At 59.6% G+C, this 13,623-nt stretch carries 16 protein-coding genes; 14 read left to right on the top strand and 2 right to left on the bottom strand.

Annotated elements, in window-relative coordinates; translation table 11 throughout:
- Positions 1–24 precede the first annotated feature (24 nt).
- A complete protein-coding gene (locus L4X63_RS00750; protein WP_250676679.1) occupies positions 25–1,362 on the top strand; it encodes a penicillin-binding transpeptidase domain-containing protein in 1,338 nt (445 codons plus the stop codon).
- A gap of 8 nt (positions 1,363–1,370) precedes the next feature.
- A complete protein-coding gene (locus L4X63_RS00745) occupies positions 1,371–1,604 on the top strand; it encodes a YkgJ family cysteine cluster protein (protein ID WP_250676678.1) in 234 nt (77 codons plus the stop codon).
- Between the two features lie 29 nt (positions 1,605–1,633).
- Here the strand turns inward: L4X63_RS00745 and L4X63_RS00740 are convergent, their stop codons facing one another.
- Positions 1,634–2,353: a UDP-2,3-diacylglucosamine diphosphatase gene (locus L4X63_RS00740; protein ID WP_250676677.1), complete on the bottom strand. Its 720-nt coding sequence runs from the start codon at positions 2,351–2,353 to the stop codon at positions 1,634–1,636.
- 120 nt (positions 2,354–2,473) lie between these two features.
- Here L4X63_RS00740 and L4X63_RS00735 point away from each other — a divergent pair, with 120 nt between their 5' ends.
- The 10 genes from L4X63_RS00735 (at position 2,474) to L4X63_RS00690 (ending at position 10,019) form a co-directional block, all read left to right on the top strand.
- Positions 2,474–2,902, top strand: a complete 429-nt coding sequence (locus L4X63_RS00735) for a UPF0158 family protein (protein ID WP_250676676.1) — start codon at positions 2,474–2,476, stop codon at positions 2,900–2,902.
- Positions 2,903–3,049: 147 nt separating this feature from the next.
- Positions 3,050–4,126: an AI-2E family transporter gene (locus tag L4X63_RS00730; RefSeq protein ID WP_250676675.1), complete on the top strand. Its 1,077-nt coding sequence runs from the start codon at positions 3,050–3,052 to the stop codon at positions 4,124–4,126.
- A gap of 231 nt (positions 4,127–4,357) precedes the next feature.
- Positions 4,358–4,873 (top strand): rhodanese-like domain-containing protein, encoded by a 516-nt coding sequence (locus L4X63_RS00725; protein ID WP_250676674.1) that lies wholly within the window; start codon positions 4,358–4,360, stop codon positions 4,871–4,873.
- Positions 4,870–5,328: a MauE/DoxX family redox-associated membrane protein gene (locus L4X63_RS00720; RefSeq protein WP_250676673.1), complete on the top strand. Its 459-nt coding sequence runs from the start codon at positions 4,870–4,872 to the stop codon at positions 5,326–5,328. Before L4X63_RS00725 ends, L4X63_RS00720 begins: the two co-directional genes overlap by 4 nt.
- A gap of 79 nt (positions 5,329–5,407) precedes the next feature.
- Positions 5,408–5,989, top strand: coding sequence for a glycerol-3-phosphate 1-O-acyltransferase PlsY (plsY, locus tag L4X63_RS00715; RefSeq protein WP_250676672.1), 582 nt, complete (start codon positions 5,408–5,410; stop codon positions 5,987–5,989).
- A gap of 527 nt (positions 5,990–6,516) precedes the next feature.
- Entirely contained in the window at positions 6,517–7,155 is a 639-nt protein-coding gene (locus L4X63_RS00710) for a hypothetical protein (protein WP_250676671.1), read from the top strand.
- 55 nt (positions 7,156–7,210) lie between these two features.
- Positions 7,211–7,810, top strand: coding sequence for a flavodoxin family protein (locus L4X63_RS00705; RefSeq protein ID WP_250676670.1), 600 nt, complete (start codon positions 7,211–7,213; stop codon positions 7,808–7,810).
- 94 nt (positions 7,811–7,904) lie between these two features.
- The gene (gene rsgA, locus L4X63_RS00700) at positions 7,905–8,981 is read left to right on the top strand and encodes a ribosome small subunit-dependent GTPase A (RefSeq protein WP_250676669.1); all 1,077 of its coding nucleotides are present in this window, start codon (positions 7,905–7,907) and stop codon (positions 8,979–8,981) included.
- Positions 8,982–9,025: 44 nt separating this feature from the next.
- Positions 9,026–9,625, top strand: a complete 600-nt coding sequence (locus tag L4X63_RS00695) for a transglutaminase-like domain-containing protein (protein ID WP_250676668.1) — start codon at positions 9,026–9,028, stop codon at positions 9,623–9,625.
- Positions 9,626–9,653: 28 nt separating this feature from the next.
- Positions 9,654–10,019, top strand: a complete 366-nt coding sequence (locus tag L4X63_RS00690) for a hypothetical protein (RefSeq protein ID WP_250676667.1) — start codon at positions 9,654–9,656, stop codon at positions 10,017–10,019.
- A 95-nt stretch (positions 10,020–10,114) separates the two neighbouring features.
- On the opposite strand, the gene rpoH is transcribed toward L4X63_RS00690, so the two are convergent.
- Entirely contained in the window at positions 10,115–10,969 is an 855-nt protein-coding gene (rpoH, locus tag L4X63_RS00685) for an RNA polymerase sigma factor RpoH (protein WP_250676666.1), read from the bottom strand.
- A 234-nt stretch (positions 10,970–11,203) separates the two neighbouring features.
- Between rpoH and L4X63_RS00680 the strand changes: the two genes are divergently transcribed.
- Together L4X63_RS00680 and L4X63_RS00675 are read left to right on the top strand one after the other, a co-directional pair.
- Complete coding sequence (locus L4X63_RS00680) at positions 11,204–12,277, top strand: branched-chain amino acid aminotransferase (protein WP_250676665.1); 1,074 nt, start codon at positions 11,204–11,206, stop codon at positions 12,275–12,277.
- Positions 12,278–12,591: 314 nt separating this feature from the next.
- The gene (locus L4X63_RS00675) at positions 12,592–13,410 is read left to right on the top strand and encodes a nitroreductase family protein (RefSeq protein ID WP_250676664.1); all 819 of its coding nucleotides are present in this window, start codon (positions 12,592–12,594) and stop codon (positions 13,408–13,410) included.
- The last annotated feature ends 213 nt before the right edge of the window (positions 13,411–13,623 follow it).

The raw sequence follows: 13,623 nt of genomic DNA, 5'->3' as shown, positions 1-13,623 counted from the left end.
TTACATGAAGAGAAAAGCGGGTTTATGCAAGACTTTAAAGATCTGGAAAAACGCAAAAAGACCAGCCACAACAGGCTCAAAGGACCTGAGCAGGAGTCCCGCAGCCTCTACCACAAGATCAAGGAAAGCAAGGTCCAGAAAGGGAGATTGAAGATCATCCTTCCCCTGGTCGCTCTGCTTTTGGCCAGCTACCCCATCATCTCCCTTTTCGGCTCCACCAAGGGGAGTGCCGGCCGCCCCCTCCCCAAGACCTCCGCCGCCGTCGAGCTCAAGAATATGGACAACTGGGGCGCCTTCAAGGTTGCCGCCGACGCCTATCCGGCTGCCCGCGCCGACCAGAGCGGCGTCACCGCCCAGCTCCCGCAGGGAGGGAAGGTCGTCTACGCCATCAACGAGGCGATGCAGCGCCGGGTGGAGAAGGTCCTCACCGACTTCCGCGTCCCCTACGGGATGTTCGTCGCCATCGAACCGAAGACCGGCCGCGTGCTGGCCCTCGTGGCGCACTCCTCGGCGCAGCCTGGGTGGGAGAAGAACGCCTGCTACGGGCTCTACCCGATGGCCTCCCTCTTCAAGATCGTGACCGCCACCGCGGCGCTCGAAGAGAAGAAGGTGGCCCCGGATACCATGTTCGCCTTCAACGGGAAGCTGACCTCCGAGAGCCCGAAATACTGGCACGTCCGGCCCCGCGGGCGTAACCAGCAGATGACCCTCACCATGGCCATGGGCAAGTCCGTCAACCCGGTCTTCGGCCGCCTGGCCGGAGAGGTGGTCGGGCGCGACCCGCTCCTTCTCTATGCCGGGCGCTACGGCTTCAACGAGAAGCTCTTCCCCGGTTCTCCGGTCTTGGCGAGCCAGGCTCCCCCTCCCGGCACCGTCGACCAGTTGATGCTGATGGGTGCCGGCCTCAACCGCGAGGTCAAGATCTCTCCGTTCCATGCGGCGACCATCATGGCCACCGTGGCCAACGGCGGGGTAATGATGGCCCCCTCCTTCGCCAAGGAGATCATCGACGCCAAGGGAAAGAGCGTCTACGCCCACCAGCCGCAGCCGCTCAGGACGGTGATCGCCCCGGAAACCGCCGCTTCGCTGGCCCGGATGCTCTCGGCCACCGTAGTGAGCGGTACCTCCCGCCGGGCCTTCCACGACCGCAGGGGGCGTCCGATGCTCGCCTCGGTTAAGGTCGCCGCCAAGACCGGCTCCATCGACGGCAAGGACCCCGCTGGCCACTACAGCTGGTTTGCCGCCTACGCGCCGATGGAGGATCCTCAGATCGCGCTGGCAGCCCTGGTGATCAACGAGAACAAGTGGCGCATCAAGGCCACCACCGTGGGTGAACAGGCGCTGGAGGCTTTCTTCAGGTAGGAGTCGAAATGGAATGTGCAAGGTGCGGGACCTGCTGCGTGGCCCCCGACATCAGCACGTTGGGGAAAAGGGTAGGGGAGCGCTGCCGGCATCTCAACGAGCGCTTCGAGTGCAGTATGTACGAGGATCGTCCCGCCGTCTGCCGCGGCTACCGTCCGGACGCGATCTGCCGCGAGATTTCCGCTCCGACTCTCGACGAACGGGTCGCCACCTATCTGAAAATCTTCGAGATCGAACGGTAGGGTGTAGGGCAAGCGGGGTGAGGATGGCGTCAGCCTTCCTGGTACCGCTCCAGGGTGAATATTCCATCCTCCCACTGCGCATAGGAGAACTGGGTAATCCAGTCCCCCAGTGCAATGAAGGTATGGGTCCCTTCCCGCTGAAGCGTGGGGCGATGGAAGTGGCCGATGATGACGGAGTCGCATCCCTCGCGAAAGCGCTCGCGGGCGAAGCCGGCCATGATCTTCGGATAGTCCCAGCGGTGGCGCCGGTACTCGTGCTTCCCGCTGCTGCGCCGCGACAGGTATTCCGCGGTTTTGGAGGTTAACCGGCGGGAGACCAGGGGGACCAGCGCCCCGGCGGCCCTGCTGTGCAGCACGCCCCGGAAGATGCGGTACCGGTAGTCCTCCCGGTTGATCAGGTCCCCGTGACCGAGGTAGACCCTGTTTCCTCCGATATCCACCACCTCCCCCTCACGGTACACCTCGGCCTGCAGCTCTCTGGTGAAGAAGCCTGCCAGGTGGAAGTCGTGGTTCCCTTCGAAGTAGACGATCCTTACCCCGCGCCCCCGCACCTCCTTCAGGCAGTCGACGATCTCGCGGTAGTGAGGGTAGACCGGCTCAGGATCGCCGATCCAGAATTCGAAGAGATCGCCCAGTATGTAGAGGGTGTCGGTGCCGGCGGGGAGTTCACGCAGGAAGGCCAGCAGTTTCCGGTAATTGGCGTCACCGGGGTTTCTCAGGTGGGCGTCGGCGATGAAGATCTTGCGCATTGGCGCAATATATACAAAAATGTCTCGAAGGCCAATGAGAAATGGCGTAACCTCAGTTCCATGAACTCGTTGTGCGTCCCGCCCGTGGAAAGTTATAGTTAACGCTGTAGAAGGAACGACATGCAAGCGATGCGCAATCTTGAGATCGTGTGGGAGGACCTGATGGAGGCCTTCGAGAACACCGATCCGGATATGATTTTTTACCTCGACCGTGAGACCGGCGAGGTGTTTTCGGTGCCGTCCGATTACGACGATGACGCTTTCTGGACCGAGGTCGAGATCCAGGAGGAGCGTTACCTGGAGATCCCGCACTACGACTACGGCCAGGAGCGTCAACTGGTGCATACCTTTATCCAGGGAATCGCCAATCCTTCCCTCAAGTCCCTGCTGGTCAGGGCCTTCGTCGGAGCCCACGCGCACGGCAGGTTGGGAGAGATCCTTTCCTTTTACCCGGAAGAGTTGGAGCGCTACCAGGCCGTCCGCGAAGACGCCTTGAATACCCGGGCCGCCCATTGGCTCGAGGAACACGACATCTATCCGCCTGCTTAGCCGGCCGGGATTCGAGTGCACTAACCGCGAGGCCGGTGACGGCCGGCAGCCGTAGAGAACTCCGCGGAAAATCCCATTCCTACCCGCAGCGTCCCCCCCTGGGTTAAAGGGAGGACAAGACAGCCGAGCACCATCTTGGGAGACCGTATGCTGTCGAAACCCAATACCGCCAACCGGGCCATGCTGACCTTGGCCGTCGCCGCCATGCTTTTCGCTGTCGGCCATCTCCTGCGCCACACGGTTTCCTGTTTTCTCCTCTCCTTCGTGATCGCCTACCTCCTCGATCCTTTCGTGGTGCATCTCGAGGGGAAACGGCTGTCGCGTGCCAAGGGGATCGTGGCGATCTACATCGTCCTTTCCATCTTCTCCGTCTTTTTCTTTTCTTTCTTCGTGCCGTTGGCGATCATTCGCTGGCGCGCGTTGCTGCCGAACCTCCCCATCTATATCCAGGACATCAAAAACCTAACGCTCCAGTTCCAGACCCGCTTCGAGCCCTTTTACGGCGCCGAGGAATGGAGCTGGCTGTTCGACAATGCGGTTGATTGGGTGAACAAAGTCGTGGCCGGTCTCGGCGCGGGGGTCTACTCCGCTGCCGCCAGCATGGTTTTCAACATCTTCAACCTGATCCTCTCTCCGATACTGGTTTTCTTCATGCTTTTCTACAAGGCGGAGATAAAGAGAACCGTGGCAGGATGGCTTCCCGACAAGCGGAAAGCGGTGCTCCTGGAGATTGGGAACGAGGTGAACGACAGCATCGGCGGCTACATCCGCGGGCAGGTCATTGTCTCCCTCATCGTCGCCATCCTCTCGGCCGGGGCGCTTTTCATTCTCGACGTCGACTATGCGCTCTTCAACGGGATCTTCGCCGGGCTGGCGTCGGTGCTCCCCTTCATCGGCGTGATCATCGCCATGATACCGGCGCTTTTCTTTGCCTACGTCAAGTTCCACACCTGGATAGCCCTCGTGAAGGTGGGGATCGCCTTCGCCGTGATCTATTTCCTGGAGGGGTACCTCGTCAAGCCGCTGGTTTTCAAGCGCTCCATGAACCTCAACCCGCTGCTCACCATCATCATGGTGATGGCTTTGGGAGAGCTGATCGGCTTCTGGGGGATCTTGCTGGCGATCCCGGTAGCAGCCGCCGCCAAGATCGTATCCATGGCCTTCCAGCGCGGGGATTTCCGCGACCCGGAAGAAAGCAAAGAGGCCGCCAGCACCGAAGGGTGAACAAGGGGAGACGCGACTGCCGGATTAAGAAAGCCGCCCGAAGCGGTTTAATGATGGGTTGACCTTTTCCGGCAAAATGACGTACCATCGGTGATGTAGAAGCCGTCCCCCGCCACTTATCCCCTTCCCGAATCTTTCTGTAATGAACTTGAATTGAACCGGCTTCCGGCGCCTTTGGTGCCTGTGTGCGTGCGCCCGGATGGGAAGGGTGAAGGGGATGCAGAGGATACCGTGAAAAATTCCTTGCTGGTTACGTCACTGGAGATCGCAGCCATCGTGCTGATCGCCGCCGTCCTCGGGATCGGGTGGAACCGCACCCTGCTCGCAAGCGCCTGGAAGGGAGAAGCGGCCATCCAGCAACCGGCCTCCCCGCAAGCCCAGACCGCGCAGGCCGGTGGGGAGGAACTCGTCCCGATGCCGATTCCCCTGGCGCAGGTCAAAGATATGCACGACGGCAAGCAGGCGGTCGTGATCGATGCCCGGAGCGCCTCGACCTTCATCCAAGGTCATATTGCCGGGGCCGTCAGCCTTCCGCTGGAAGAGGCGCGCAAGAATCCCTCCTCCCTCAAAGGCCGCTTCTCCAAGGACGCCACCATCATCGCCTACTGCAACGGATTTTCCTGCCACGACAGCATGGATCTCGGCAAGCTCATGATGCAGGCCGGCTACGCCAACGTCTATGTGTACGAGGGGGGCTTCCCGGAGTGGCGCGATTCGGGATATCCGGTAGCGAAGGGGGGAGCATGAAGAACGTGACCGGTCATCTCCCGAGCGTAGCCAGGGTGGCCCTTGGTGGGATCTTCGTCTACGCTGCGGTTTTGAAAATCTCCGACCCGGTCGCCTTCGCCGGGAGCATCGCCGCCTACCAGATCCTTCCCTACTTCGCGAGCTACCTCGCCGCCGCCATCCTGCCGTTTCTCGAGCTGATCTGCGGCCTGCTGCTGATCTGCAACTACCGGGTGCGGGGCGCTGCGGTGATCGTCGGTGTGCTCAATCTGGTCTTCATGGCTGCGCTCGCCTCGGCCATCGTGCGCGGGCTCGACATCGATTGCGGCTGCTTCAAACAGGGCGGTGCCAAGACTTCGCCTTGGCTGGCCATGGCCCGGGATGCCGTTTTTCTCGCCATGACCGTCGTGGTCATCAAAGGCCGCAACCGCCAAGAGGAAGCCGTGCTGGTCTCTCTTCCTATCCGGGAGCAATAGCTTTTCCGGGTCTCACCTTGCAGTTTGCTCCGAAATGCTGTAGGATGCGCCGGACTCATTAACCTCTCCGGAGACCTCTTTGAAAGAATATGCTTTACTCGTCTGCGCCTATCTGCTGGGCTCGGTTCCTACCGGACTGCTCCTGGCTCAGGCCTTCGGCGTCAACATCCGCGAAACCGGCAGCGGCAACATCGGTGCCACCAACGTTTACCGTACCCTCGGCCGTAAAGTAGGCATCTTCACCCTCCTGGGGGATTGTCTCAAAGGGCTCATCCCCGTCCTGGCCGCCAAGGCTCTCCACCTCCCCGATATCTGGATCGCCTCCGTAGGTCTCGCCGCCTTTCTCGGACACGTCTACACTGTCTTCCTCGGTTTTAAGGGAGGCAAAGGGGTCGCCACCGCACTCGGCGTTTTCCTGGCTGCCTCGCCGCTATCCGTGCTGGTAGCGCTCTTCGTTTTCGTCGCCGTCGTCTACAAGTCGCGTTACGTCTCCCTCGCCTCCATCACCGCAGCGGCGGTGATCCCCCCCCTGGTTGCTGCCATCGAGCGGACGCCGGCGATGATCGCCATGTCCGTCATCATTGCCGCCCTCGTCATCTACAAGCACAAAGAAAACATCTCCCGTCTCCGCGCCGGGACCGAAAACAAGTTCAAAGCCTAGCGCTATCCATTTCCGCCGCCACCAACCTTTCCTTTGCAAGCGTCCTCAGGCCTCCCGCTTGATGGTTATACGGTCAGCCTCCTCGGCTTTGGGACCAGTGGCTTGCCGCCATCTAGCGGCGATTCTCACCATGACCACTTTCGTGGGAGAGACAACGACAGCGGGAGTCTGAGACCAGCGCAAGCGCAGACACTCCCCCTCTTTTCAGTATTTCGCCCTCCGATTATCCAGTTCCTTCACCTTTGACAACGATAATGAATCTCTATATAGTCCTTTTCCCGAGAGTGGCCTGTCCTCCATCGAGGAGAGCGGCTCTGTGACATCTTCGCTAATCGCCAAGTAGTGAGGATGCTTGCCGGCCAAGTGTTGACTTCGAACGGCAAAGGGAGCGTACGACGATGCGACTGTCAACTTCTGCGGTGTCAGGATTAAGATGTCTGGCTCTTTCACTCATTCTCATCCTGTCGTTGGCCGTCGAGTCAAAAGCTGCCGCGCCGCTAGCTCCCCCATCTCTGGGGAAGTTGGCTATGTCTGCATCATCGTTTTCCTGGGGTGTCGTAAAATCCGGAGCTAAAATCGTTGCCACCAACCGGATGACGAAACGGACTTTTACCGTCTTTGCAGACTCAGAAGAGGAGGGGACCGTCGAGGGGGGAAACCGGGCGTTCGAATCCGGCACCAGCTATGAAGTGGTATCTCTTGTCGGTCCGGTCCTCTCCGTTTGCGAGTCCTGGTATTCCGATTCCGGGGCACATCCCTCCTACGGGTCCAGATTCCGGACCGTCAATCTCGACCGAGGGAAGGAAGAGCTGTCTCTTACCGATATTTTCGACGAATCGGAGGTGCTCACCGCACTTCTGAAGGATCGGATAATCGGCAAGCACCTTGGCAAGGTCACGCCGAAGCGTCTTGCCGATCTGGAGGCGCTCGATGGCGGGTGCGAAATCGATTTCCAGGGGCTCAACAGGTCATTCGCATTTCATCATCTGAAAGGCGGTGCGGTGGCGGTTCGCATTGGACTTCCGCATGGTTGTGAAGTGATGAGGGGGAACTTCACCCAGTTGGGGATCTATCTGCCGCTATCCAGGCCTGCCATCGGCTATTTCAGGCACGCTGAGAAGAACAAGACCCTGATGCGCTACCTATGGCGTGAAGCCGCGAAATAGCCGTTGTGATGGCAGCCGATAGTGCGATACGGCCGCCAAACTGAGGACGTCTTAGATGAAGATAGTAGGCATAGTCGGCAGCCCGAGGAAGCAGATGAACACAGACATCCTCGTCCAGAGGGTTCTGGACGGATGTCAGGCGGCGGGCGCTTTGGTCTCCAAGATCTACTTGGGCGACCTGAACATCCAGCCCTGTAAGTCATGCAAGGTGCAGGATGGGACCGGCTGTGTGTTTAAAGACGATATGGCCGAAATCTGCGATCTTTTCGAGAAGGCGGATGGTCTCGTTCTCGGGACTCCGGTCTATTACAACACGGTGTCGAGCCAGATGAAGCTGATGATCGACCGCTCGTACTGCCTTGCAAAGCCGGTGGCACTGCCAACGGGCGAGCGGGCGTATGTAAGTTCGGTAAAAAAGCGGAAAAAGGGAGTGGTGGTTTCGGTGTGCGGAAGCGGCACCAATCCGGAATGTGTCCTTCCGGTCTTCGATATCTGGTCGCCGGAAGCGAATCTTGAGATCGTCGATTCTCTATTGGCCAGCCGTTTCCAATTGGGGAAACCTCCGATGGATAGCCGGGATATCCTCGAAGAAGCTTTTGGAAAGGGCGAGAAGCTGGTCCGTACGATCAGGAAGATGATGCCAGTAGAGGATTGAAAACGGCCGGCGAGGGGGCATCCGAGGGATGGCTGGCCAATAACGGATGGCGGCCTAAGCAGAAATAAAGGGAGTGGGTTGAGGAGGTCATCAGATGTCGAATCAACAGATAACCCTGGAAAATCTGGGGTGGGAACCGTGGTTTGACAGGCACGCAGCACTCCACGACTACTCAATGGAAACGGTTGCCCGTGTGGCTGCGGTGGATCGCGAGCAGCTTTTACTTTTGAATGCCAAGGGTGCCTTCCGGGCGAAGCTCTCGGGTAGCTATCTCCACCATCACCATCGAGCGGAAGAATTGCCCTGCGTCGGAGATTGGGTCTCCGTCGAAAAGGGCGGGAATGATGACTTCGGTCTCGTTCATTCTCTGCTCGACCGGAAAACAAGCCTTCGCCGCAAGGCGGCAGGAGGGGCGGTTGACAGTCAGATGATCGCGGCGAATCTCGACTACGTGATCATTGTCCAGTCCTGTCACTTTGATTTCAACGTGAACCGGTTGGAGCGTTATCTCGTGATGGTGACGGCCGGCGGCGCTAAGCCATGTCTGCTTCTTACCAAGACCGACCTGATCGCGCCTGATACTTTGGCCAAGCAAATTTCCACGATTCGTGCTGCCGGTATCGTTGCGCCGGTCCTCACCTTAAGTAACGTCACGCGGGATGGAATCGACGAGTTGAAGGGGATGTTGTTGCCGGGGAAGACGTACTGCTTTGTTGGCTCGTCGGGAGTCGGCAAGAGTACGATCATCAACGAACTGATCGGGCAGAGCCAACTCGAGACTCAAAGCGTCAGCGGCACCGGCGAGGGTAAACATACCACCGTGCGCCGTCAACTCATCCTCCTCGAAAATGGAGCGATGGTAATCGATAACCCCGGAATGCGCGAGTTCGGCATCATTGGCGGGGAACGTGGAATTGCCGCAGGCTTCGTCGACATAAACTCACTGGGAACCCGATGCCGCTACGGGGATTGCACCCATACCCGCGAGCCGGGATGTGCCGTGCTCCAAGCTTTAAGCGCAGGTGAAATCGATCAAGCTCACTACGAAAACTACCGGAAGCTCAAAGGAGAATTGGAATTTAACGAGATGTCGTACGCCGAGAAGAGAAAAAAAGACCGAGCCTTTGGCAAGTTCCTCAAGGTTGCCAAGAAAGACATGCGGGATGATTAAAGATTGAGGCATGGCGGTCGCACCGGCAGGAAGGAGCAGAAAAAATGAAGCTGGAATCGCAGAACTTGCAGGACTACCTAGTTTCCGACTCGATAATTGACTGGAAGACTCCTGAGGTGCGGCAGAAGGCGCTGGACCTCACGCGGCCGCTTTCCGATGATGTGGAGAAAGCTCGTTTACTTTACGAATGGGTGAGGGACGTCATCCCTCATTCAAACGACGCCGGATTGGATATCTTGACCTGCACCGCTAGCGAGGTCCTCCGCTACGGGACGGGAATCTGTTTTCCGAAAAGCCATCTGCTGGCGGCATTTTTGCGGGCGGTCGGGATTCCCGCCGGTTTCTGCTATCAGGCCCTGCGGCTCGACCCGCCGGTCAACAACGAGTTGGTCCTGCACGGTTTCAACGGTGTCTATCTCGCCGGACTTGGCAAGTGGATCCGGGTGGACCCGCGCGGAAACACTGGCGGCATCGATGCCCTGTTTGATGCCGACCGCGAGCAGCTTGCCTTTGCCATGGATCCCTCGGCGGGGGAATTCATTTACGAGACCATCTTCGCCGCACCGGCGACGAGCGTGGTCGAAAGGCTGAGGAAATACGACACAAGAACGGAGCTTTGGCGGGATCTGCCCAGACCGTTTTAAATTCTTTGCTACCCCAAGGAGGTTTCCCATGCGCTACATCAACACCGACAAGATCCTTGCCGCACAACTCACCACTCCGGCCGAAAATCCCCTGGTCGGGGACGACACCCGTCTCACCGACGTCTGGTTCGACGGGAGCTCGGTGCGAAAGCAGCTTTTCAAGAAGGTTAAAAAGAGCGAGCAGGAGGCGATGGCCCAGGAACTCGAGAGCAGGGGCTTCATCCGCTCCGGCAATCTCCTCATCAATCCGCGGGCGGTCCTCTTCGCCGAAATGGAACACGAGATCGTGGGCGGCCTGGTCACGATCGGCTACCAGAATAATGGCAACCCCGTGGAGCTCAAGGTCGACAGCGAGGCGTTCAAGGATCTCTGCGAGCGTCTGTCGGGAGTTTAAGCAGAGGAGACGGGACCGGTTAGCTGCCACAATATAAAAAGGGGCGCCTTCCGTTTGGAAGGCGCCCCTTGTCTTTTATCGTCTGCTGCTTTCTCTTACGCTGCTTCGGGCGAGAGCACCAGCGGGGTGAGGAAGCGCTTCATCTTTTTCAGTGCGCCCTCCTCGATCTGGCGGACCCTTTCGCGGGAGATGGAGAAATGGTCGGCAATCTCCTGCAGCGTCATCGGTGTGTCGGCGGTTACCCGGTTTTCGATCACGAAGCGCTCTTTCTCGTTGAGGGTCTGAAGCGCGCTCGCCACTCCCCGTTCCAGGATCACGGTCTCCTGCCGCTCGGCCAGCATCTCCTCCTGGTTCTGCCGCGAGTCCGGCAGGGTCTCCAGGAAGGTTCCGCTTTCTCCTCCCATCATCTCGACGTCCAGGGAGAGTTCCCCCCTCAGGCGCTGCTCCATTTCCTGGGCCTCGGAATCCTTCACATGGAGGGCAAGGGCGGTGGAGTGCAGGTCGCTTTCGCCGGTCATGTTCATGATGGCCTGCTTGGCCTGGTTGAGCTTAAAGAAAAGTTTCCGCTGGGCCTGGGTGGTCCCGATCTTCAAAAGGCTCCAGGCCGAGATGATGTGGTTCTGGATGTAGGCGCGGATCCACCAGACCGCGTAGGAGATGAGGCGGACCCCCTTGGACGGGTCGAATTTTCTGACCGCCATCATGAGGCCGATGTTTCCTTCCTGGATCAGGTCCAGCATCTTCATTCCGTAGGAACGGTACTCCCCGGCGACTTTCACTACGAAGCGCAGATTGGCGGTGATCAGGCGGTGGGCCGCCTCGAGATCTCCATCGTTACGGAACCGGTAGGCCAGGTCGGTCTCCTCCTCGGCGCTCAAAAGCGGGAAGCGGTTGATCTCCGCAAGGTAGAGCGTAAGGTTGTCTATCGGTACCGGCATCGTGTGTGTCACGGCGTGTATCTCCTTGACCTCGTGAGTTTTTCGGGTGCCAGTTGGCACTCACTTTCTCTGAGTGCTAATAATATAGCAATGGCCATCCGAAAAATCAAGGGGTGGCCGGGTAACTTTTCAGCTCCCAAATCCGCTTGCCGTAAAGGTTAAATTGCTTGCCGGTGGGGATCTAATGTGATAAACGAAAAGGTCAATTAGCGACGCCTGGCGCCGAGAAAACCGGAGGTTGAGCAGATGGAGATAAGCGTACTACCGTTAAGTGAAGCCGAGAAGAAGCCCAAGTTCACCGACGAATCCCAGCTTGGTTTCGGCAAGATCTTCACCGACCGCATGCTGCTGGTCGAATGGAAGATCGGCCAGGGGTGGGTAGATGCCCGCATCAAGAAGTACGAGCCGTTCGTACTCGACCCGGCCGCGCTGGTATTCCATTACGCGCAGGAGATCTTCGAAGGGCTCAAGGCGTACAAGTGGGCCGACGGCACCATCGCCCTCTTCCGCCCCGAGATGAACGCCCGCCGTTTCAACCACTCGGCCGAGCGTCTCTGCATGCCGGAGGTCCCGGAGGAGCTTTTCCTGGAGGGGATCGAGAAGCTGGTCTCCGTCGAGCGTGACTGGATCCCGACCGCCGAAGGAACTTCCCTCTACATCCGCCCGACCATGATCGCCGTCGAGCCGCTGGTCGGCATCAAGCCGTCCGATCACTACTACTTCTACGTGATCCTTTCCCCGGTCGGTGCCTACTACTCCCAGGGGTTCAAGCCCGTCCGCATCATGGTGGAAGACAAATACGTCCGTGCCACCCCCGGCGGCACCGGCGAGGCCAAGACCGGCGGCAACTATGCCTCCTCCCTCAAGGCCGGCCTCGAGGCAAAGAAGAAGGGCTTCGACCAGGTCCTCTGGCTGGACGGCGTGCACCGCCGCTACATCGAGGAAGTGGGCGCCATGAACATGTTCTTCGCCTACGGCGACACCATCGTGACCGCTCCGCTGGAAGGGACCATCCTCCACGGCGTCACCCGCGACTCGGTGCTCACCCTGGCCCGCTCCCTCAACATGAAGGTCGAGGAGCGCAAGATCGACGTGAATGACCTGATGAACGACATCCGCAGCGGCAAGATCACCGAGGCCTTCGGCAGCGGCACTGCCGCCGTGGTCACCCCGGTCGGCGCCCTCTGCTACGCCAACGAGTGCCTGGAAGTGAACGGCGGCGGGGTCGGCAAGATCACCCAGACCCTCTACGACACCCTTACCGGTATCCAGACCGGCAAGATCGCGGACAAGTTCGGGTGGATCAGGAAGGTCAAGTAAGGCAACAACCGCCGTCAAGCATTCCGCTTGCGGCCCTACGAAGAAATGGCCGGGGGTGGCGCTGTCATCCCCGGCCAAGATTGGCACCATGAAGAAACCTCCTTCCGAAACGAATTCCCTCTGTCTCTCCTGTCGCCGCAGCTGCAAGCAGACGGTCAACGCCCTCATTGCCGCCTGCCCGCGATACTATCAGGGCCCAAAGATCAAACGAGTAGAATGGAAGCAGCCGGATCTTCCACTGGAATAAACCCGCCGTACTGCATCGCCGCAAGCTGAACATCCTCATTACCACTGCCTACTATAAGGGGAATCGTATGCTCGACTTCGCTATCAACAGGGATACCTGTACCTCCTGCGGCCAGTGCGTGGCCGATTGTCCTGCCCGCATCATCGATCTCGTCGACTCCTTCCCGGCCATCGCCGCCGATAAGGAGGCCACCTGCTACCGCTGCCAGCACTGCTTCGCCGTCTGTCCCACTGGCGCTCTCTCCATCTTCGGCCTGCGCCCGGAAAACAGCCTCCCGGTGCCGGGGCACCTCCCTTCGCCGCTCCAGATGGAGACCCTCATCAAGGGGCGCCGCTCGGTCAGGAACTACCGCCAGGAGAACCTGGAGCCGGCCTTGCTCGACAAGCTCCTGCAGGTCGCCGCCGACGCCCCCTCCGGGATGAACACCCGCCAGGTGCTCTTCACCGTGGTGGACGACCGCGAAAAGCTTGCCGGCCTGCGCGACGAGCTGATCGCCGGCCTGATCCGGATGAGGGATAACGGCGGCTTCCCAGCCGGTCTCGAATTCGTGGGGAGCTTCCTGAAACTGTGGGAGGATTACCGGGTGGACTTTCTTTTCCGCGGGGCGCCTCACCTTTTGATCGTCTCCGGTCCGCAGATAGTGTCGCCTATCCAGGACTCCATGATCGCCCTCTCTTACTTCGAGCTCTTCGCCCAGGCCAACGGAGTGGGTACCGTTTGGGACGGGCTGGCCAAGCTCGCCATCTGCGACCTGCTGCCGGAATTCCGCACCCGGCTCGGGATCCCGGAGGATCACGTCGTCGGCTACGCCATGGCCTTCGGCCGCCCCGCCGTCCACTACGCCCGCACGGCGCAGCATCCCCCGGCGCAGATAAACCGCTACTAACACCTCCGCCGGGCTCATGTGCTGAGGCACCGTCTCCCCCCACGTTCCCCCCTTTGCGAACGGGGACAGGGGGGGGAGGGGCCCGCCTCCCACGACTCACTTGAGGCCGCCTCCTCCCCACCCCCTGCCCCCCTCCCTCAGGGGGAGGGGGGCAGGGGCTATTCTCCGGTTTCCGCCCTTCCTCAAATAGGTTCCCCCCAACCTCATTTCCGG

The sequence above is a fragment of the Geomonas sp. Red32 genome, from assembly GCF_023652955.1.
Classification (GTDB): Bacteria; Desulfobacterota; Desulfuromonadia; order Geobacterales; family Geobacteraceae; genus Geomonas.
This window is presented reverse-complemented; position numbering and strand designations above follow the sequence as displayed.

Bases quoted from the DNA above. Each gene is read 5' to 3' on its own strand.
- L4X63_RS00750 (WP_250676679.1), top strand. From the start codon at position 25: ATGCAAGACTTTAAAGATCTGGAAAAACGCAAAAAGACCAGCCACAAC.
- L4X63_RS00745 (WP_250676678.1), top strand. From the start codon at position 1,371: ATGGAATGTGCAAGGTGCGGGACCTGCTGCGTGGCCCCCGACATCAGC.
- L4X63_RS00740 (WP_250676677.1), bottom strand. From the start codon at position 2,353: ATGCGCAAGATCTTCATCGCCGACGCCCACCTGAGAAACCCCGGTGAC.
- L4X63_RS00735 (WP_250676676.1), top strand. From the start codon at position 2,474: ATGCAAGCGATGCGCAATCTTGAGATCGTGTGGGAGGACCTGATGGAG.
- L4X63_RS00730 (WP_250676675.1), top strand. From the start codon at position 3,050: ATGCTGTCGAAACCCAATACCGCCAACCGGGCCATGCTGACCTTGGCC.
- L4X63_RS00720 (WP_250676673.1), top strand. From the start codon at position 4,870: ATGAAGAACGTGACCGGTCATCTCCCGAGCGTAGCCAGGGTGGCCCTT.
- L4X63_RS00710 (WP_250676671.1), top strand. From the start codon at position 6,517: ATGTCTGCATCATCGTTTTCCTGGGGTGTCGTAAAATCCGGAGCTAAA.
- L4X63_RS00705 (WP_250676670.1), top strand. From the start codon at position 7,211: ATGAAGATAGTAGGCATAGTCGGCAGCCCGAGGAAGCAGATGAACACA.
- rsgA (WP_250676669.1), top strand. From the start codon at position 7,905: ATGTCGAATCAACAGATAACCCTGGAAAATCTGGGGTGGGAACCGTGG.
- L4X63_RS00695 (WP_250676668.1), top strand. From the start codon at position 9,026: ATGAAGCTGGAATCGCAGAACTTGCAGGACTACCTAGTTTCCGACTCG.
- L4X63_RS00690 (WP_250676667.1), top strand. From the start codon at position 9,654: ATGCGCTACATCAACACCGACAAGATCCTTGCCGCACAACTCACCACT.
- L4X63_RS00680 (WP_250676665.1), top strand. From the start codon at position 11,204: ATGGAGATAAGCGTACTACCGTTAAGTGAAGCCGAGAAGAAGCCCAAG.
- L4X63_RS00675 (WP_250676664.1), top strand. From the start codon at position 12,592: ATGCTCGACTTCGCTATCAACAGGGATACCTGTACCTCCTGCGGCCAG.